Source organism: Variovorax sp. GW823-FHT02B07, assembly GCF_058797695.1.
The window spans coordinates 1,264,911-1,283,203 of the sequence record NZ_JBXAJX010000001.1 but is presented as its reverse complement, the minus strand read 5'-3'; the positions used below and the strand labels follow the sequence as shown (position 1 = coordinate 1,283,203).

17 protein-coding genes are annotated in these 18,293 nt (G+C 70.1%); 7 read left to right on the top strand and 10 right to left on the bottom strand.

Features of this window, described 5'->3' with window-relative positions; all coding sequences use genetic code 11:
• Positions 1-118: 118 nt before the first annotated feature.
• The gene (locus tag AC1RGU_RS06070; protein WP_159272393.1) at positions 119-655 is read right to left on the bottom strand and encodes a peroxiredoxin-like family protein; all 537 of its coding nucleotides are present in this window, start codon (positions 653-655) and stop codon (positions 119-121) included.
• A 118-nt stretch (positions 656-773) separates the two neighbouring features.
• Between AC1RGU_RS06070 and AC1RGU_RS06065 the strand changes: the two genes are divergently transcribed.
• Positions 774-1,424, top strand: a complete 651-nt coding sequence (locus tag AC1RGU_RS06065; protein WP_492695400.1) for a TetR/AcrR family transcriptional regulator — start codon at positions 774-776, stop codon at positions 1,422-1,424.
• 6 nt (positions 1,425-1,430) lie between these two features.
• Here AC1RGU_RS06065 and AC1RGU_RS06060 read toward each other — a convergent pair whose 3' ends face one another.
• Genes AC1RGU_RS06060 through AC1RGU_RS06040 form a run of 5 tightly spaced genes read right to left on the bottom strand, consistent with a single transcriptional unit; the run spans position 1,431 to position 7,619 of the window.
• The gene (locus tag AC1RGU_RS06060) at positions 1,431-2,462 is read right to left on the bottom strand and encodes an acyl-CoA dehydrogenase family protein (protein ID WP_492695398.1); all 1,032 of its coding nucleotides are present in this window, start codon (positions 2,460-2,462) and stop codon (positions 1,431-1,433) included.
• A 26-nt stretch (positions 2,463-2,488) separates the two neighbouring features.
• Positions 2,489-3,679, bottom strand: a complete 1,191-nt coding sequence (locus AC1RGU_RS06055; RefSeq protein ID WP_492695396.1) for an acyl-CoA dehydrogenase family protein — start codon at positions 3,677-3,679, stop codon at positions 2,489-2,491.
• A gap of 40 nt (positions 3,680-3,719) precedes the next feature.
• Positions 3,720-4,688, bottom strand: a complete 969-nt coding sequence (locus tag AC1RGU_RS06050; RefSeq protein WP_492695394.1) for a tripartite tricarboxylate transporter substrate binding protein — start codon at positions 4,686-4,688, stop codon at positions 3,720-3,722.
• Between the two features lie 39 nt (positions 4,689-4,727).
• Complete coding sequence (locus tag AC1RGU_RS06045; RefSeq protein WP_492695392.1) at positions 4,728-6,815, bottom strand: acetate--CoA ligase family protein; 2,088 nt, start codon at positions 6,813-6,815, stop codon at positions 4,728-4,730.
• Positions 6,816-6,821: 6 nt separating this feature from the next.
• The gene (locus AC1RGU_RS06040; protein WP_070059491.1) at positions 6,822-7,619 is read right to left on the bottom strand and encodes an enoyl-CoA hydratase; all 798 of its coding nucleotides are present in this window, start codon (positions 7,617-7,619) and stop codon (positions 6,822-6,824) included.
• Between the two features lie 90 nt (positions 7,620-7,709).
• On the opposite strand from AC1RGU_RS06040, the gene AC1RGU_RS06035 reads away from it, so the two are divergent.
• Complete coding sequence (locus AC1RGU_RS06035) at positions 7,710-8,474, top strand: IclR family transcriptional regulator (RefSeq protein WP_492695390.1); 765 nt, start codon at positions 7,710-7,712, stop codon at positions 8,472-8,474.
• An 11-nt stretch (positions 8,475-8,485) separates the two neighbouring features.
• A complete protein-coding gene (locus tag AC1RGU_RS06030) occupies positions 8,486-9,751 on the top strand; it encodes an OmpA family protein (protein WP_492695388.1) in 1,266 nt (421 codons plus the stop codon).
• A gap of 26 nt (positions 9,752-9,777) precedes the next feature.
• Here the strand turns inward: AC1RGU_RS06030 and AC1RGU_RS06025 are convergent, their stop codons facing one another.
• Complete coding sequence (locus AC1RGU_RS06025) at positions 9,778-10,614, bottom strand: MurR/RpiR family transcriptional regulator (RefSeq protein ID WP_062480494.1); 837 nt, start codon at positions 10,612-10,614, stop codon at positions 9,778-9,780.
• A 159-nt stretch (positions 10,615-10,773) separates the two neighbouring features.
• Here AC1RGU_RS06025 and AC1RGU_RS06020 point away from each other — a divergent pair, with 159 nt between their 5' ends.
• On the top strand, positions 10,774-12,519 hold the full coding sequence (locus AC1RGU_RS06020; protein ID WP_492695386.1) for an ATP-binding response regulator: 1,746 nt from the start codon (positions 10,774-10,776) through the stop codon (positions 12,517-12,519).
• On the opposite strand, the gene AC1RGU_RS06015 is transcribed toward AC1RGU_RS06020, so the two are convergent.
• Positions 12,516-13,583, bottom strand: coding sequence for an agmatine deiminase family protein (locus AC1RGU_RS06015; protein ID WP_492695384.1), 1,068 nt, complete (start codon positions 13,581-13,583; stop codon positions 12,516-12,518). The two genes, AC1RGU_RS06020 and AC1RGU_RS06015, sit on opposite strands and share 4 nt — an antisense overlap.
• 98 nt (positions 13,584-13,681) lie before the next feature.
• Between AC1RGU_RS06015 and AC1RGU_RS06010 the strand changes: the two genes are divergently transcribed.
• From AC1RGU_RS06010 to AC1RGU_RS06000, 3 genes are all read left to right on the top strand, one after another.
• Positions 13,682-14,575 (top strand): LysR family transcriptional regulator, encoded by an 894-nt coding sequence (locus AC1RGU_RS06010; RefSeq protein ID WP_492695382.1) that lies wholly within the window; start codon positions 13,682-13,684, stop codon positions 14,573-14,575.
• Positions 14,576-14,652: 77 nt separating this feature from the next.
• Positions 14,653-15,816: an agmatine deiminase family protein gene (locus AC1RGU_RS06005; protein WP_492695380.1), complete on the top strand. Its 1,164-nt coding sequence runs from the start codon at positions 14,653-14,655 to the stop codon at positions 15,814-15,816.
• A gap of 34 nt (positions 15,817-15,850) precedes the next feature.
• Complete coding sequence (locus AC1RGU_RS06000; RefSeq protein ID WP_492695378.1) at positions 15,851-16,951, top strand: agmatine deiminase family protein; 1,101 nt, start codon at positions 15,851-15,853, stop codon at positions 16,949-16,951.
• A 17-nt stretch (positions 16,952-16,968) separates the two neighbouring features.
• Here the strand turns inward: AC1RGU_RS06000 and AC1RGU_RS05995 are convergent, their stop codons facing one another.
• Together AC1RGU_RS05995 and AC1RGU_RS05990 are read right to left on the bottom strand one after the other, a co-directional pair.
• Complete coding sequence (locus AC1RGU_RS05995; RefSeq protein WP_492695376.1) at positions 16,969-17,616, bottom strand: response regulator; 648 nt, start codon at positions 17,614-17,616, stop codon at positions 16,969-16,971.
• 78 nt (positions 17,617-17,694) lie between these two features.
• Positions 17,695-18,195, bottom strand: coding sequence for a hypothetical protein (locus AC1RGU_RS05990; protein WP_492695374.1), 501 nt, complete (start codon positions 18,193-18,195; stop codon positions 17,695-17,697).
• Between the last annotated feature and the right edge of the window lie 98 nt (positions 18,196-18,293).

Below are 18,293 nucleotides of genomic sequence, written 5' to 3'. Positions count from 1 at the left end.
AAGCTTCATGCCGGGTGGTTTTCAGGCCTGGAAGACGGGTTCTCCGGGATTGGGCTGGAAAGTGGCGCCCGAACGCACCTGCAGCGTGCACTTGCGCACCGCGGGCGTGCGCCGCTGTCTAGGAGCTCGCGGCGCCGGCCAGCGCCAGCAGTTCGTCGACCTCCCAATGGTCGTCCGCGTGCCCGCCGTACTTGACGGCGACCACGGTGCCCCGCGCGTCGATGAGCACGTCGGCCGGCAAGCCCGTGATGCCGTTCTCCGCCCGCCTGTAGAAGCGGCCCGTCGCGAGCACCCAGCGCAGGCCGCTCCAGAAGACGCGCGGATGCAGGAACGCCAGCCGCGAGGTTTCCACACCGAAGCGCCGGTAGTGCGCCTTGGCGGGGTCGGCCACGCAGTCGAACGGCAGCTGCGCCTGGTACTTGCGCATCTCCTGCGCGGACGAGTGAAAGAGCACGACCTCGCGGATGCCCGCCGCCGCCAGCTCGCCTTGCCTGCGGGCGAAGGTCAGCAGATGGAAGTTGCAGACCGGGCAGCCCGCGAAGCGGCGAAACTGCAGGTGGACCCAGCGCGAACCGGCGTCCGGCAGCTGCAAGGGCTTTCCGTGGATCGTTTCCAGGGCCGTGGCGGGCACCACATCGCCGGGCGAGAACTTCATCGATGATCCTTCAAGAGGGTTGCGAGGACGCCGGGCCGGGTGGCTGGAAAGCGTCTTCCGATTTTTAAGTACACTGTACGTTTATTACTCTACAACCTCCTCGAGAACGGAGTCAAGCGTGGGACGTCCCGCCAAATTCACCCGTGAACAGCTCCAGCAGGCCGCGCTGGCGCTGGTCGATGCGGACGGCCTCTCCGGCCTGACCATGCGCGCGCTCGCGAGCCGGCTGGAAACCGGCGCGATGACGCTCTACAACTACGTGTCGCAGCGCGAGGAGCTGGAGATGCTGGTGGTCGAGGCGGTGCTGGGCAAGGTGCGCTGGGAGACCGACGACCGCCTGCCCTGGCACGAAGCGCTGGAGGACATCGCGATCGCGCTGTGGCGCGTGATCCGCGACCATCCCCATGTGATTCCCCTGATCCTCACGAAGCGCAGCCGCTCGCCCGCGGTGTTCGAGGTAACCGAAGCCTTGCTGCGCACGCTGGCCCAAAGCGGCCGCAGCGGCGCCCGCCTGCTCGTGGGTTTTCGCGCGGTGTCGGCGCTCATCATGGGCGCCGCGCAGGCGGAGCTCGCCGGGCCGCTCACGCTACAGGCCGACGAATCGCCCGACGACACGATCGCGCGCTTCCAGGCCCTGCCACAGGACCGGTTTCCGCACCTGATCGAGATCGCGACCGCCGCCACGGCCAGCGATGCGGAGACCGAGTTCCGGGCGAGCCTGTCGCTGCTGATCGATGGCCTGCGCGCGGATGCTGCGCCGCAGGCCTGACGCCGCTCAGGCCAGGGCCAGCGCCTCGACCTGGTCCAGCGCGCGCGAGACACCGCCCAGGCGCGTCGCCAGGTGCTGCGCGCGCTTCAGGTACAGGTGCGCGTCGTGCTCCCAGGTGAAGCCCATGCCGCCATGCACCTGGATCGCCGTGCGGGTGGCCTGCTGCGCGCCTTCGATGGCCGTGAACTCGGCGGCGGCGCAGGCAAAACGCCAGTCAGGCAGGCCGCCGTCGAGCGCGGCGGCGGCGTAGCGCACGGCCAGGCGCGCGTTGTCCACGCCCATCCAGGCGTCGGCGAGCTGGTGCTTGATGGCCTGGTAGCTGCCGATGGGCTTGCCGAACTGCACGCGCTCGCGGGCGTAGGCGCTAGCGAGGTCGAGTGCGGCCTGCGCGACGCCGACGAGTTCCGCCGACAGCGCGACGCGGTGGGCGGCGCGCACGCGGGCACGCGCTTCGGGCGCGATGGGCAGCGTCTCCCACGCGAGCGATGGCGCGGGAGCCGCCGGTGCTTGCCGCAACGTGGGATCGAGCGCATCGGATGCCGCGCCCTCGGGCATCGGCCGCAGCGCCACACGCAGCGGCACCGCGTCGTCGTGCCAGCCCTGCACCACCACGAGATCCGAAGCCTGCCCCGCATGGTCGATCCAGCCATCACCGTCCGCGATGCAATGGAAGGCGCCCTCACCCGCCATTGCCGCACGCACCCAGTCTCGCAGCGACTCGGGCGGTGCATCGCCACACGCCTGCAGCCACAACGGCAACAGCACGGCGCTGCCAGCCAGCGGCAGGCTCAGCAACTGCTGGCCTGCGGCCTCGGCCACGATGCAGGCCTCGCTCATGCCGAGCCCCAGGCCGTCGTGCGCCTCGGGCACCAGCAGCGCCATCCAGCCCATGCCGGCCATGTCGGCCCACAGCGACTGCTGCGTGACATCGGTCCAGGGCAAGGCGCGCCGTGCGCGCACGAGCGGGTGGTGGTCGGCGAAGAAGCGGTGGGCCGACGCGTGCAGCATCTGCTGCTCGTCGTTCAATGCGAAATCCATGGCGGTCGTCGTGTCGTCGTCTTCAATCAGTTCTTGGGCAGGCCCAGCATCTGCTCGGCCAGGATGTTGCGCTGCACTTCGGAGGTGCCTGCCAGGATGGTTTCGGCGCGCGTCCACAGGAAGTCGCGCACCCAGGCCGCGGCCTGCGGGTCGGCGCCCGTGGGCTCGGGGCCGGCCAGCGCGCGCTCGTCCAGCACTTCCATGGCGGTGGCGAGCAGCTTCTGGTGCGACTCGCTCCAGTGCAGCTTGGTCGACGAGCCCTCAGGCCCCGGCGGACCGCCGCGCATCGCGTGCGTGAGCGCGCGGTACGACTTGAGCTTGAGCACGTGGCTGTCGACCGCCAGCCGCGCGAGGTCGCGCCGCAGGTGCGGGCAATCGAGCGCGGGGCGTCCGCCCCTCTGCACGCTGGCCGCCAGCCGCGTGAGCGCGCCCAGCTCCTGCGTGAAGCGCACCTGGCGCGGAATGAAGTAGGTGCCGCGCTCGAAGCTCGCGGCCGCCATCGCCAGGCGCCAGCCGCCGTTCTCCTCGCCCACGAGCGCATCGAGCGGCACCTTCACGTCCTCGAAGAAGACCTCGTTGAAGTCCGACTCGCCCGTGATCTGGCGGATGGGTTCCACGCGCACGCCGGGGCTCTTCATGTCGACCAGCAGGAAGCTGATGCCCTTGTGGCGCGCGGCCGCGGCGTCGGTGCGCGCGAGCACGAAGCAGTGGTCGGCAATGTGTGCGAACGAGGTCCACACCTTGTGGCCGTTGAGCACGTAGTGGTCGCCGCGCCGCTCGGCCCGCGTGGACAGCGCCGCGAGGTCGGAGCCCGCGCCGGGCTCCGAGTAGCCCTGGCACCAGATCTCGCGGTTGCTCAGGATGCCCGGCAGGTAGCGGGCCTTCTGCGCCTCGCTCGCGAAGTGGATCAGCGTGGGCGCCAGGATGCCGTGGCCGATGATGTTCACGCCCAGCGGCGCGCCGATGCGGGCCTGCTCCTCGTGGAAGATGGCCTGCCGCGTGAGCGGCCAGGCCTTGCCCCCGTGGGCCTCGGGCCAGCCCAGGCCCGACCAGCCGGCCTGGCACACGTGGTCTTCCCAGGCGCGGCGCCATGTCAGCTCGTTGGCGTCGGGCGCGCCGCCGGGCCAGGCCGCGACGAAGCGCGGATAGTGCGTCTCGAACCAGTCGCGCAACGTGAGGCGGAAGGCTTCATCTTCCGCCGAGTAACCCACTTGCATGCTTGTCTGCTTTCTCGTTCTTGCTGATGGATCGCGGGTGTCAGTCGGCCTTTGCGCCAGAGTCCTTGATGACCTTGGCCCACTTGACGATGTCCTTGCGCAGGAACGCCGCGAACTCCTCGGGCTTGTTGCCGATGATGTCCAGGCCCAGGCTGCGGAACTTGTCTTTCACCTCGGGTTCCTTGAGCACTTCCTGCAGCTCGTCGTGCAGCTTGTTCACGACCGCCGGGGGCGTCCTGGCCGGCGCGACCACGCCCAGCCACGGCATGGCTTCGTAGCCGGGCAGGCCTGACTCGGCGACGGTGGGCGTGTCGGGCAGCGACTGCGAACGCTGTGCCGTGGTCACGGCCAGGAGGCGCACCTTGCCGTCCTTGATGAAGGGGCCCGAGGACGCGTACGCGTCGAACATCACCTGCAGCTGGCCGCCGATCATGTCGGTGAGCGCGGGCGCGCTGCCCTTGTAGGGGATGTGCTGCATCTTCACGCCGGCCACGCTGTTGAAGAGTTCGGCCTCCAGGTGCGTGGACGTGCCCGCGCCCACCGAGCCGTAGTTGGCCTTGTTGGGGTTGGCCTTGAGCCAGCTCACCAGCTCGCCCACGTTCTTCGCCGGAATGCTCGGATGCACCACCAGCACGTGCACCACCGAAGCCACCTGCGAGACCGGTGCGAAGTCTTTCACCGGGTCGTAGTTGACCTTGCTGTACAGGCTGGGCGCGATGCCCAGCGACGAGGCCGCGAGCAGCAGCGTGTGGCCGTCGGGCGCGGCCTTGGCCACGTACTCCGACGCGATCATGGTGCCGGCGCCGGGCTTGTTCTCCACCAGCACGGGCTGGCCCAGGCGCTTGTGCAGGCGCTCGGCCAGCAGGCGCGACATGATGTCGGCCGCGCCGCCGGGCGAGAACGGCACGACGAGCGTGACGGGCTTGGTCGGGTAGGTCTGTGCCGCGGCAGTGCCGCCCGCCAAAGCGGCGGCGGCCAGGGCCACGCAGGCCAGTGCTTTCTTGAACATGGGATGTCTCCTGTCTCTGTCGATGGTTGTGGTTGTGTCTTACGAAGCCAGGACCAGCGCGTCGAGCGCGCGCACGCCCTGGCCCTGTTCCTTCACGAGCAGCGGGTTGACCTCGACCTCGTCTGCCTGTTCCTGCAACGCCAGCACGGCGCGTGAAAATCCGGCGATGGCGCGGCACGCGGCCTCGACGTCGCCCAGCGGCCGGCCGCGGTAGCCCGTGAGCAGCGGAAAGGCCTTGAGCTCGCCCAGCATGTCGCGCGCCATGGCCTCGTCGACGGGCAGCACACGGTGGCTCACGTCCTTGTACAGTTCGGTGAGCACGCCGCCCAGGCCCACGGTCAGCGTCATGCCGAACACCGGGTCGCGCGTGGCGCCGAGGATGAGTTCGGCCTGCCCTGCTTCCATCTTCTGCAGCAGCGCGCCGTCGATCTGCGCCGTGGGCGCGTAGGCGCGCGCCGAGGCCATCACCTCGTCGAAGGCCTTGCGCACCTCCTGCGCATTGCCCAGCCGCAGGCGCACGCCGCCGGCCTCGGTCTTGTGCGCGATGTCGGCGCTGAGCACTTTCAGCACGACCGGAAAGCCCAGCCGCCCGGCCACGGCCGCGGCTTCGTCGGCGGTGCGCGCCACGGCCTCGTCGACCGGCTGCACGCCGAACTCGGCGAGGTAGCGCTTGGTGGTGTGCTCGTCGGCGCGGCCCGCCAGCGCGGCGCGCGCGGGCGCGGGCTGGCTGCGCACCTGCAGCCAGGGGTTGTGCTTGCGCCGCTCCTGCCACAGCAGGAAAGGCGACAGCGCCGACACCGCCACGCCGATGTCCTCGAACACCGGCACGCCGCCCGCGCGCAACTGCTCGCGCGTCTTCGCTGCGCCGGTGTCGATCGCGACGATCAGGCGCGGGTGCTTCTCGGCCACGGCGCACAGGTCGTCGGCCATGCGGTCGAGCATGTAGCCCGGCGCGTAGACCACGATGGCGTCGATGGCGTCGGACACCGCCAGCGCTTCCATCGCGGTGCGCACGAAGCCGGGGTCATTCACCACGTTGCCCGTCACGTCGACCGGGTTGGAGACCATGCCGTAGTCGGGAATGCCGGCGCGCAGCTGGTCCTGCAGCGGCTGCGGCAGCGTGGGCACGTCGAGCCCCTGGCCGATGAACTTGTCCGCCAGGATCGCGCCCAGCGCGCCCGAGATGGTGATGATCGCCACGCGCTTGCCGGCGCTGCGCTGTCGGTAGCCGGCCAGGTGCGCGAGCTGCGCCATCTGCGCGAAGTCGTGGCTCTGGATGATGTTGAGCTGGCGAAACGCGGCCTGGTAGATCTGCTGGTCGCCCGCCAGCGCCGAGGTGTGCGAGCGCACGGCCTCGGAGCCCTTCTCGGTCTCGCCGGCCTTGTAGAGGATGAGCAGCTTGTCGCGCCGCACGAACTCGGCCGCGGCCTCCATGAAGCGCGGGCCGTCGCGCAGCTCTTCGATGTAGCCGATGCCCACCTCGGTGGCGTCGTCCTGCGCCAGGTACTCGAGGTACTGCGCGAAGTCCACGCAGGCTTCGTTGCCGGTGTTGATGAAGTGGCTGAAGTCCACGCCCAGCCGGCGCGCAATGGCGTACACGGCCGCGCACACGTTGCCGCTTTGTGTGAGCAGGCTCACGCGGCCCGGGCCCTGCTGCATCGGCGCGGTGTTGAACACCGAGGCAAAGTTGGTGTGGGCCTGCGTGTTGAGGTTGGCAAAGCCCATGGCGTTCGGGCCCGCGACCACCATGTCGGTGGTGGCCACGAAGGCTTCCAGCTCGGCCTGCAGCGCGGCGCCCGCGTCACCGGCTTCGGCAAAGCCCGCGGCATACACGATGACGGCGCGCACGCCGCGCGCCTGGCAGCGATTGAGCATCGGCGTGACCTCGGCCGCGGCCAGTGCGAGCACCACCAGGTCGGGTGCGGCAGGCAGCGCTTCGAGGTCGGGCCAGCAGCGCAGGCCGAAGACTTCTTCGTACTTCGGATTGATCGGGTAGATCGCGCCCCGGTAGCCGAATTTCGTGAGGTGAGCGAGCGGCATGCCACCGATGCGCGCGGCATTGCCGCTGGCGCCGACCACGGCGATCGAGGCCGGGTTCAGCAGGGGTTCGAGACGGTGCAAGGTCATCTTGATTCAGGCGGAGGCGGGGTTCTTCTGGATGGCCGAGGCCAGGCCGCGGTCGCGGGCCGTGAGAAAGCCCTCGCTCAGGTGCGAGAGCTGGTGCGTGTCGAAGTGCGCGGCCAATGCGGTGCGCAGGCCCTGCGCGTCGAGCGTGCGGTTGATCGAGCGCTTGATCAGGCGCAGCCCGAACGGCGGCGCCTTGGCGATCTGCTGCGCGAGCGCCAGTGCGGCGTCGGCCAGCTCGGCATCGGGCACGACGCGGTTCACCATGCCGATGGCGTGCGCCTCCTGTGCCGACAGCTTGCCGCCGGTGTAGAGCATTTCCTTGGCCTTGCGCGCACCCATCACCCAGGGGTGGATCAGCACCTCGGTGGCCGCCGCGCCCAGCGTGTGGCCCACGGGGTCGCTGAAGAAGGCCGACTCGCCCGCGACCACCAGGTCGCACATGTTGGCGATCATGAAACCGCCCGCCACGCAGGCGCCCTGCACCTGCGCAATGGTGGGCTTGGGAAAGTCCCAGATGCGCATCGAGTAGTCGAAGTAGCGCAGCTCTTCGTAGGCCCAGCGCTCTTCCACCGTGAAGTTCGCGCGCTCGGCCTGCGCCTGCTTGAGGTCGTGGCCGGCCGAGAAGTGCGCGCCCTTGCCGCCGAGCACCACGGCGTTCACCGTGTCGTCGCGCGCGGCGTCGTCGAAGGCGGCCATGAGCTCGTCCAGCATCTGCTGGCTCTGGGCGTTGCGCTGGGCGTCGCGGGCCAGCAGGATGCGGCGCACGGCGCCGTGGTGTTCGATTTCGAGGGTGTCGTACGCCATCGTGTGTCTCCGGGTCTGTGTCTGGGGCGGGCGCAGTTTAGACTTCGAAATTCCTGCATCCCAAACACTAATTCCAATTTCTCCCACTATATGGACGAACCCAGAGAGACCGCCGGCGCCCAGAGCCTGCGGCGCGCCCTGCAGCTGCTGCGCCTGCTGGCCGAGCACCACGAGGAAGGCATCAAGCTCACCGAGGTGATCGCCGCCTCGGGGCTGGAGCGCTCCACCGTGCATCGCCTGCTGTCGTGCCTGGCCGAGGAGCAGTTCGCCGAGCGCGACCCCGACGGCAAGGCCTACCGCCTGGGCATCGACGCCATGCAGCTGGGCTTCGCCTCGATGCGCCGCGTGCCGCTGGTGGACTCCTGCCGCGCGCTCATGCAAAAGCTCGCGCGCATGTCGGGCGACACCGTGTTCCTCGTGATCCGCCAGGGCGACTACTGCGTGTGCCTGCACCGCGAGGAAGGGCACTTTCCGGTGAAGGTGTTCACCACCGACGTCGGCGGACGCCGCCTGCTGGGCCTGGGCGCGGGCGGGCTGGCGCTGATGGCAGCGCTCACCGACGCCGAGATCGACCGCATCCTCGAGCGCCACACCGCCGAGTACGCGCAGGCCGGCTTCACCCGCGAGCGCATGAAGCAGGCCGTGAAGCGCACGCGCGCGGCGGGCCATGCGGACATCGTGGACACGCTCACCGAAGGGGTGTCGGGCGTGGGGCGCACGTTCGCGGCGTCGGCCACCACGTTGGCGGCGATCAGCTTCGGCGCGATCACGCCGCGGCTGCCGCCGGCGCGCAAGAAGGAGATGGCGCAGTTGTTGAAGGCGCAGTTGCCTTCGGGTGACACAAGCGCCCGGTAGGCTGCGCCCTGATGAAAAATCCCACCCTCCTGTCCGCATTGAAGTGCACCCTCGTTGCCGTCGCCTGCATGGGTGGCAGTCAGGCCCTGGCCTGGAGCAACACGATCATCGGGGGGACCGATGCCCTGTTCGAGCCGGGCAGCACCACGATCACGCCCATCAGCCAGGCGAAGCTCCTGCAGTTGGCGGAACAGGCCGATCAACGGGGCCAGATCGAGGTCATGATCGTGGTGGGCCATGCAGAAGCCTCGGAACCCGATCCGGTCGCGCTGAGCGAGCGCCGCGCGACGGCGGCGCGCTTCCACATGATCCAGCTCGGGGTTGCGCCCCGGCTGATCTATACGGAAGCCAAAGGGGCCACCCGACCGCTCACGGGAGAGGCTGCGGCACTGCACCGCCGCGCGGAGGTCGAGTACCGCGGCGTCTACGACCGGACCCCGGGTACCCGCGGCTTTCGCCTGCTCGACACCTGGCTGGGCAGCGCTTCGCGCGCCGCGCCGCGAGACACGCAGGCGCAGGACGCATGGGATGCGATGACGCCGCTGCAATTCCTGCCGCTCATCAAGGACGCCGCCTTGCGCGCGCGGTTCCTGCAGAAGTACCAGTTGCTCGCCATCTACCGGCAGGACGACGGCCTGCTCAGGCAACTGCAAGCCCTGGCCTCACCGGACGCGGTGCCCGACGTGCTGTCGCCTGCACTCATGGCCGCGGCCCTCGGTACACCCTATGCGCAGGCCTCGCTGGCTGCGGCACTGCCGCGCGCCGATGTCCGCACGCCCGCGTCGCGCGATTTCGCGCGCGCCTTGTGGTGCGGTGCCCCTTTTGAATGGAGGCCCCTCATCGACCGGGCCACCATGCAGCGCATCCGGATTTCGCAGATGCTCGCCGACCTGCCACCCGCAGCCCAGCAAGAGTGGGTCGTGTGCGCTGCCCGGCGTGGCAGGCCGGAGGTGTCGGCGGAGGACCTGCGGTTCCTGATGTCGCACCGCCTGGGACTCGATGCCCCGGGCAGCCACAGCCGAACGGCGCTGCATGAGGCGGTTCTCTCGTCCGATCCGACCGCGGTGCGGGCGCTGCTGACCGCGGGGGCCAACCCGAACGCAGCGGACGCTGATGGGAAGACGCCGCTGCATCTGGTGAGTTCGGCAAGCCTCGGCCCCATGTCCGTCGCGCCCTGGGAAACGAAACGCGCGCTCTGGGACGCGCTGCTTGCCTCGGGCGCAAGCACCTCGATCGCGGACAAGCAGGGCGGGCGCCCCATCCTCGAGCCGAAGTAGCGCACGCAGGCGCGCGAAGGCGCCCCTCAGAGTTCGCCGTTTTCCTCGTGCCCCAGCTCGATCGCCGCCAGCCGCTTGCGCCCGGCCGAGCCGGCGGCCTCGATCACCATCGTGGCGATCAGGTCGCACACGCCCATCACGGCCGCGTGGTTGTCGAGCAGCCCCGGGCCGCGGCAGTCGCATTGCAGCGACCAGGTGGCGCCCGCGAAATCGGGCGAGGCGCGGTCGCTGATGTAGACGATCTTCGCGCCGACACGCTGCGCGCCCGCCAGCAGCGTGTCGAGTTGGCGCGTCTGGCGGCGCGTGCCGAACACGATCACGCAGTCGCGCTCGCCCAGCCCCGCCAGGTGCTCGGCCAGCGTCTCGCCGGGGCCCGGAATGGCGGTGACGCGCGGTACCACCTGGATGATCTGCCAGCGCAGGTACAGCGCGAACGCGTGGCTGCTGCGCGTGCCGAAGATCAGCACCTGCCCCGCGCCGATGATCGCCTTCACGATCTCGGCCATCTGCTTGTCGCTCAGGCGCTCGAAGGTGCTCGCCAGGTTGGCCTGCGACTGCTGGAAGTGCGTGGCCACGAGGTGGCCGCGCTTGGAGGCTTCGGTGGCGTTCTGGAACAGCGGCGAGCCGGTCTGCTTTTCTTCGCGCACCTGGCGCCGCGCCTCTTCGTAGTTCTCGTAGCCGATGCGCCGGATGAAGCGGCTCACCGTGGAGGGCGACACACCCGCCAGCTCCGCCAGTTCATTGCCCGCATAGCTGGCCAGCTCGCCGGGAAACTCCAGGACGAAATCGGCAAGCTGGCGTTCGGTCGCGGACAACTGGTCGAGCTGGCTGCGAACGCGGCGGACGAAGGAATCGGCGGACATGGGTGGGCGGTGGGAAGCGGCGCACGATGATGCCATGCGCCTGCGGCACCCCGGGCAAACGCACGCATTGGACTAAAGTCCCATGACGCCCCCCACGCCACGCGTTACCTTGGGATCGCCACCTTCGGCGATCCCACCTCCCCCACCCGCCACACACCGATGAGCGCCACCCCACCCACGACGCCCGCCGACCCCGTCTTTGCCGCGCGCATGGCTGCCTTGCGACGCAACTTTCCGTTCTCGCTGCTCGGCGTGATGCTCACGGCGGGGCTGGTGGTCGCGGCGCTGTGGGGCGCCGTTCCGCACGAGCAGTTGCTGGCCTGGGTGGGCGCCAACGCGGTGCTGACGGCAGCGCGCGCCTGGCAGGTCGCACGCTACCGGCAGGCCGAGCACGACCCGGGCGCGCTGCGGCGCTGGCGGCGCGGCGCGATGGTCGGCGCGGTGCTCGGCGGGTTGCTGTGGGGGCTGCCGCTGGCGGGGTGGATGCTGCAGGTGTCGCTGCCGCAGCAGATGTTCATCGTGGTGGCGATGCTCACCATGGGCACGGGCGCGATCTACGCCTACTGCATCGACCTGGGCCTGCTCTACGGTTTCCAGGTGACGTACTTCGCGCCCGCAATCCTCGCGATGGCCACGCTCGACGACGTGCTGCTGCGCGTGATGTCGGCGGCCGGCGTGCTCTACCTGTTCGTCACGCTGGCCTTCGCGCAGCGCATGTACCGCACGCAGGTCGACTCGCTCGAGCTGCGTTTCGAAAACCTCTACCTGCTGCGCCAGCTGCGCCTGGAGAAAGACGCGGCCGAGCGCAGCGACCTCGCCAAGTCGCGCTTCCTGGCCGCGGCCAGCCACGACCTGCGCCAGCCGGTGCATGCGCTGAGCCTGTTCGTGGGCGTGCTGCGCGGCCAGGCGCTGCCGGCGGCGAGCCGGCACGTGGTCGACAGCATCGGCCGCGCCGCCGCGGCGATGGGGCTGCTGTTCGAAGGCCTGCTCAACATCTCGCGGCTCGACGCGGGCGTGGTGCGCGTGAAGGCGCGGCCGTTTGCGCTGGCGGGCCTGCTCGACCAGATCCAGCTGGAGTTCGCGCCGCAGGCGGCGGGCAAGGCACTGTCGCTGCGCTTGCGTGCGGGCGATGCCGTGGTGCACTCCGACCCCGCGCTGCTCGACCGCGTGCTGCGCAACCTGGTGGAGAACGCGATCCGCTACACGGCGCGCGGCGGCGTGCTCATCGGCTGCCGCCGCGCGGGCGCCGACGCGCTGCGCATCGAGGTGTGGGACACCGGCCCCGGCATTCCGCCCACCGAGCAGGAGCAGGTGTTCTGGGAGTTTCATCAGCTCGGCAACCCCGAGCGCGACCGCACCAAGGGGCTGGGCCTGGGCCTGGCCATCGTGCGCCGCACGGCCGCGTTGCTCGGTCATCCGCTGGCGCTGCGCTCGCGCGTGGGCCGGGGCACGGTGTTCTCGGTGACGGTGCCGCTGGCGCGCCAGGCGCTGCCCGCGCCCGAGGCACCGCCCGCGCCGCTGCCGGCCGACACCGGCCGCCTCGTGCTCGTGGCCGAGGACGACGGCGAAAGCCGCCTGGGCCTGCAGCTGCTGCTCGAAAGCTGGGGCCTGCGGGTGATCGCGGCCGAAGGCGGCGACGAGCTGCTGGCGCTCGCCGCGCGCCAGCCCGGCAAGCCGGCGCTCATCGTCAGCGACTACCGCCTGCGCGCGGGCGAGACCGGCATCGACGTGGTCGATCGCCTGCACGAGGAATACAACGACGACACGATTCCCGCGCTGATCGTGAGCGGCGACACCGATCCGCGGCGCCTGAGCGACGTGGCGGCGCGCGGCTGGCAGATGCTGCACAAGCCGGTGGACCCGGCGCAGCTGCAGGCGACGGTGTCGCAGCTGATCGCGCCCTAGAAGCCGCGCGCGGCCAGGCGATTCCCCTGCATCGGTTGCTGCTGCGTCGAGCAGTGCACGGCGCCGCCGCCCAGCGAGATCGCGTCGATGGGCAGCAGCTCGACGCGGCGGCCTGGGAACGCACGCGCGAACACCTCGCGCGCCTGCGCATCGCGCGGCACGCCGAAGGCGGTCGAGATCACCGCGCCGTTGACGAGGATGTAGTTCGAATAGAGGTCGCAGAAGCGCGCGCTGCCGTAGCTGTGCACGTCGCGCGGCACGGGCAGCTCGAGGATCTCGAAGCGACGGCCGCACGCATCGGTCGCCAGTTCGAGCGCGCGGCGGTTCTCCTGCATCGCGCGAAAGTAGTCGCCCTGGTCGGGGTCGGCCGCATTGAAAAGAATGCGGGCCGGCGCAATGAACGACGCGATGCCGTCGACGTGGCCGTCGGTCTCCACCTCGGCCGCGTGGCCCGGCAGCCAGACGATCTTCTGCACGCCCAGCATGCGCCGCAACTCGGCCTCGATCTGCGGCTTGCGCAGGCCCGGGTTGCGGTTGGGGTGCAGCAGGCAGCTCTCGGTGGTGAGCAGCGTGCCCTGCCCGTCCACGTAGAAGGCGCCGCCTTCGAGCACCATGTCCGAACGCACCAGCGGCACGCCGGCCAGCGCGGCGATGTCCCCGGCGGCGCGCTGGCAGCCGTCGTGCGGGTGGTACTTCTCGCCCCACGCGTTGAAGCGGAAACCCACCGCGGTCTGGCTCGCTTGGTGCTCGTCGACGAGGAAGATCGGACCGCAGTCGCGCAGCCAGTTGTCTTCGGCCGCGATGGGCACCACGCGCACCTGCGGGCCGCAGGCCGCGCGGGCCGCGTCGGCCAGCGGTGCGTGCGCGGCCACGATGCAGCGCTGGTAGCGCGCGATGGTGCGCGCCAGCAGGCCGAACGCGCGGCAGACCGCGTCGTAGTGCGCGCCCCACAGGGCTTCGCGGTGGTCGAGCACCGGCCAGCCCAGCCAGATGGCGGCCATCGGCTCCCATTCGGCGGGCATGCGCAGGCCGGCGCGGCGAGCGTCGAAATCGTTGGAAATCAAAGGGTCCTTCAGAAGAAATTGCAGGGACGCCCACTCTGACTTGAATTTCTTCGATGAAAAAGCGACATTTCTTGGCTGAATTCATCGACCCCATTCATATGTCCAACACCCGGCTGCCCTCTTTCAAGTTCCTCATCGGCTTCGAGGCGGCGGCGCGCCTGGGCAACTATTCGCGTGCGGCGGAAGAGCTGTTCGTCTCGCAGTCCGCCGTGAGCCACCAGATCTCGCAGCTGGAGCAGCAGGTCGGCCAGCCGCTGTTCCGGCGCAAGGGACGCGGCGTGGAGCTGACGGTGGCGGGCAGCCTGCTGCTGGACAGCGTGGGCAAGTCGCTCGAGCACATCCGCAACGGGCTGGCCCGCATCGAGACCTACATGGACGACCGGCTCGTCACGCTGGTGTGTCCCGCCCCCGTGGCCAGCGGCTGGCTGCAGCCGCGGGTCGACCGGCTGCTGCAGGCGCACCCGGACCTGTGCCCGATCATCTCGGTCGACGAGAGCGCGCGCTTCATCGACGAGCTCGACGTGGACATCGCCATCACCCGCGCGCCGCTGCGGCAAGAGGGTGTGTTCGAGGTGCCGCTGCTCACCGACGAACTCGTGGCCGTCGGGCCGCCCGCGCAGAAAGACGACGCCGGCCTCGGCCTGCTGTGCCTCGAAGAAGACCTCACGAGCGACCGCATCGGCCCCTTCATCCGCGCGCATTTCGGCGGCCTGCGCAAGGCTGCGATCTACGACGACCCGCGCCTGGTGCTCGACGCGGCCTTGCGCGGCCGGGGCATCGCGCTGGTGTCGCGCCTGCTGGCCGACGACGCCCTGCGCACGGGGCAATTGCGGCGGCTGGCGGACAGCCCGAGCCTGCCGCTGGGCACCCTCTGGATCGCGTGCGCCGAGGGCCCCTCGCGCCTGCCGCTGGTGCGGGAGGTGTTCGACAGCCTGCGGCTGTTTGCGCAGGAAGACGCTGGCGATATGAGCCAGATCGATCAATCCCTTTAAAAGACATCAATTGTGTAGATAGATAGGCGTCGACAGAATCCGGGGCTTCCTAGAACTTAGTAATAACCCTGATTCCAATGACAACGCGACGCACTCTCCTGGGCCTGGGCGGCCTGGGCCTTTTCGGTGGACTCGTGACCGCCTGTGGCGGCGGCGGTGGTGGGAGCGGCAGCGGCATGCTGCCGCCCTTCCCCGTGCCCATGCCCGCCCCTTCGCCTGCACCCGCCCCGGCGCCCGCGTCCGGCTGGCGCATGCCCGACGAAGGCGACGCCCACCGCGCCGTGTGGATGGCCTTCGCCGCGCGCGAATCCATCTGGACGGCCGAGATGCGCCAGCCGGTGTTTCAGGCGCTGGCGCGCATCGCCAATGCCATCAGCGTCTACGAACCGGTCAAGATGCTGGTGAACCCCGCGGATGTTTCCACGGCCCGCCAACTGTGCGGCTCCAACGTGCACCTGATCGAACACGCCATCGACGACCTCTGGATGCGCGACACCGGCTGCGTCTTCGTGCGCAACGCCCGTGGCGAGCGCGCCGCCGTGAGCTTCAACTTCAACGGCTGGGGCAACCAGCAGGCCCATGCACGCGACGCCACAGTCGCCGCGCGCATGGCCGAACTCACGGGGGTGCCGCTGCTGCGCAGCAGCCTGGTGATGGAAGGCGGCGGCATCGAGGTCGATGGCCAGGGCACGGCGATCATCACGGAGAGCTGCGTGCTCAACAAGAACCGCAACCCGGGCGTCAGCAAGGCCGACGCGGAGGCCGAGCTCAAGCGCCTGCTGGGGCTGGACAAGATCATCTGGCTGCCGGGCATCGCGGGCCGCGACATCACCGACGGCCACACCGACTTCTACGCGCGCTTTCTCAAGCCCGGCGTGGTCGTGGCGGCGCTGGACACCGACCCGAAATCGTACGACCACGCCGTGACACACCGCCACCTGGAGCTGCTGACCGGCGCCACCGACGCGCGCGGGCGCCCGCTGCAGATCGTCACGCTGAAGACGCCGAGCCAGGTGCGCCCCACCTTTGCGCGCAAGGAGTTCGCGGCCGGCTACGTCAACTTCTTCCTCACCGACAAGGCGGTGTTCATGCCCGAGTTCGGCGACGCCGTGGCCGACAGCGCAGCCCGCGCGGCGCTGGCCGCGCACCTGCCCAGCCACCAGATCGTGCAGCTGGACATCGACGCCATCGCCGCGGGCGGCGGCGGCATCCACTGCACGACGCAACAGGAACCGGCGTGATGCCGCGCCCCCTCCCCTGACTCCGGAGACCGACATGCACCTTCCCCTGACCCGCCGCCGCCTGCTGCACGGCATGGGCCTGGCGCCCCTGGCCTCGTTGGGCCTGGTCGCCACGGCCACGGCCGCAGCACCCGACACCTGGCACATGCCCGACGAGGGCGACGCGCACCGCGCCACCTGGATGTCCTTCGGCCCCAGCGAACGCGTCTGGGGGCGGCGCCTGCTGAAGCCGGCGCGCGAGCACCTGGCGCAGATCGCCCGCACCATCGCCGCCTTCGAGCCCGTGCACCTGCTGGTGCGCGAGCAGGAGCACGACCTGGCGGCGCGGCTGTGCGGCAACCGCGTGACGCTCGAGGTGCAGCCGGTGGACGACCTCTGGATGCGCGACACCGGCCCCGTGTTCGTGCGCAACGGCGCGGGCGAATGGGCCGGCGTCGATTTCAACTTCAACGGCTGGGGCAACAAGCAATCGCATGCGCGCGACGCCGAAGTGGCCGAATACGTGACCGACGCCGCCGAGGTGCAGCGCCTGCGCACGCGGCTCGTGCTCGAAGGCGGCGGCATCGAGGTCGACGGCGCGGGCACGGCCATCATCACCGAGAGCTGCGTGCTCAACCCCAACCGCAACCCCGGCCTGCGCAAGGAGGCCTGCGAAGCCGAGCTGAAACGCCTGCTGGGCCTGCGCAAGATCATCTGGCTGCCCGGCATCGCGGGCCGCGACATCACCGACGGCCACACCGATTTCTATGCGCGCTTTGCCGCACCGGGCGTGGTGGTCGCGGGCCTGGACGACGACCCCGACTCCTACGACCACGCCGTGACCCGGCGCCACCTGGAGATCCTGCGCCAGGCCACCGATGCGCGCGGCCAGCGCCTGCGCGTGGAAGTGCTGCGCGGCCCGGAATCGGTGCGCAGCACCTACGAATCGGACGAGTTCGCGGCGGGCTACATCAACTTCTATGTCTGCAACGGCGCCGTCATTGCGCCGCAGTTCGGCGACGCGCGCGCCGACGGCAACGCTCGCTCGCTTCTGCGCGAGCTGTTCCCAAAACGGGAGATCGTGCAGCTCGACATCGACGCCATTGCCGCGGGCGGCGGCGGCATCCACTGCACGACGCAGCAGCAGCCGCGCTGACGGCGTTGCGGCGCTGACTAGCGCGGGCGCCCGAGCATGCCCGCGCGCCGCGCCGCGATCACGGCCTGCGTGCGGCTGGTCACGCCGAGCGCGCCGAAGATCGCCGAGATGTGCGCCTTGATCGTCTTCTCGCTGGTGGCCAGGCGCAGCGCGATCTCGGCGTTGCGCAGCCCTTCGCACAGAAGCTGCAGCACCTCGGCCTGCCGCGCCGTGAGCGTGCTCAGCACGTCGGTGGGCGTCGACAGCACGGGCAGCGACGCACCGCCCGCCGGCGAGGCCTGCACCACGTTCTGCTCGCCCGCCATGACGCGGCGCAGCGCGTCCATGAGCTGCTGGCTGTCGGCCGACTTGTGCACGAAGCCCTGCGCGCCGGCGTCCAGCGCGGTGTCGATGTCCTGCGGGTCTTCGGAGGCCGACAGCACCAGGATGCGCAGGCCGCCGCGCCGCCGGTGCAGCTCGGCCAGCAGCGCCGCACCGCCGAGGTCGGGCAGGTAGTAGTCGGTCATCACCGCGTCGAGCTGGGGCAAGGTAGCGAGCGCCTCGAGCGCTTCGGCGCCGTTGCGGGCCGTGGCGACGGTCATCGTCGGCTCGGCTTCGCGCAGCGCGAGGAACAGGCCTTCGCGAAACATCGCGTGGTCGTCGATCAACAGGATGGTGGCGGGCATCCTTCGATTCTGGCGGCAACCGGCGTCGAACCCCACGGTTCCCCGTGGGTGCCGGAGGAAACCCGCCGGGTATCGCCCTCAGCGGTCGGCGGGTGGACGGCGCGCCGCCGCCGTGCGCGAACCCAGCCGGGGCGACATGCGCGATGCCGCGCGACGGTGGCGCAGCACGCGCGAACCCCGGCGCTCTGGCGGTGCTGGCGCCGGTGCCTGCCGGTGGGCCTCGAAGCGCGCTTCCTTCTGCTTCAGGTAGTGCATGAGCACGTGCGACACCATGTTCAGCCCGATGGTGCCGAACGCTGCCGGAAAGATGTACAGCGCGATCGACAGCTCCGACGAGAAGACGAGGTCGTCCGCCAGCGAAGGCGTGGCCTGCGCCAGCCGCGCCAGTGCGCGCAGCAGGAAGATGTCCGCGCCCGCCAGCGCGATCAGCAGCAGGCCGAAGGCCAGCACGGTGGTCTTGGAGAACTCGCGCCGCACGAACAGCGAGACGAAGATCGCGGCGGGCAGCACCAGCGAGCACAGCACCAGCCCCCAGAAGCGGACCTCGGTGAATATCGTCGCGTCTGAAAGCAGGTGCATGGGCAGAGCGTTGAAGGGCGGGCGCAGGGTCGAGCGCTCCGAAGGCGCATTGGGCCACGGGCGGCGCGTTGCAATTTGTCCGCTGGGTGAAGCCGCAG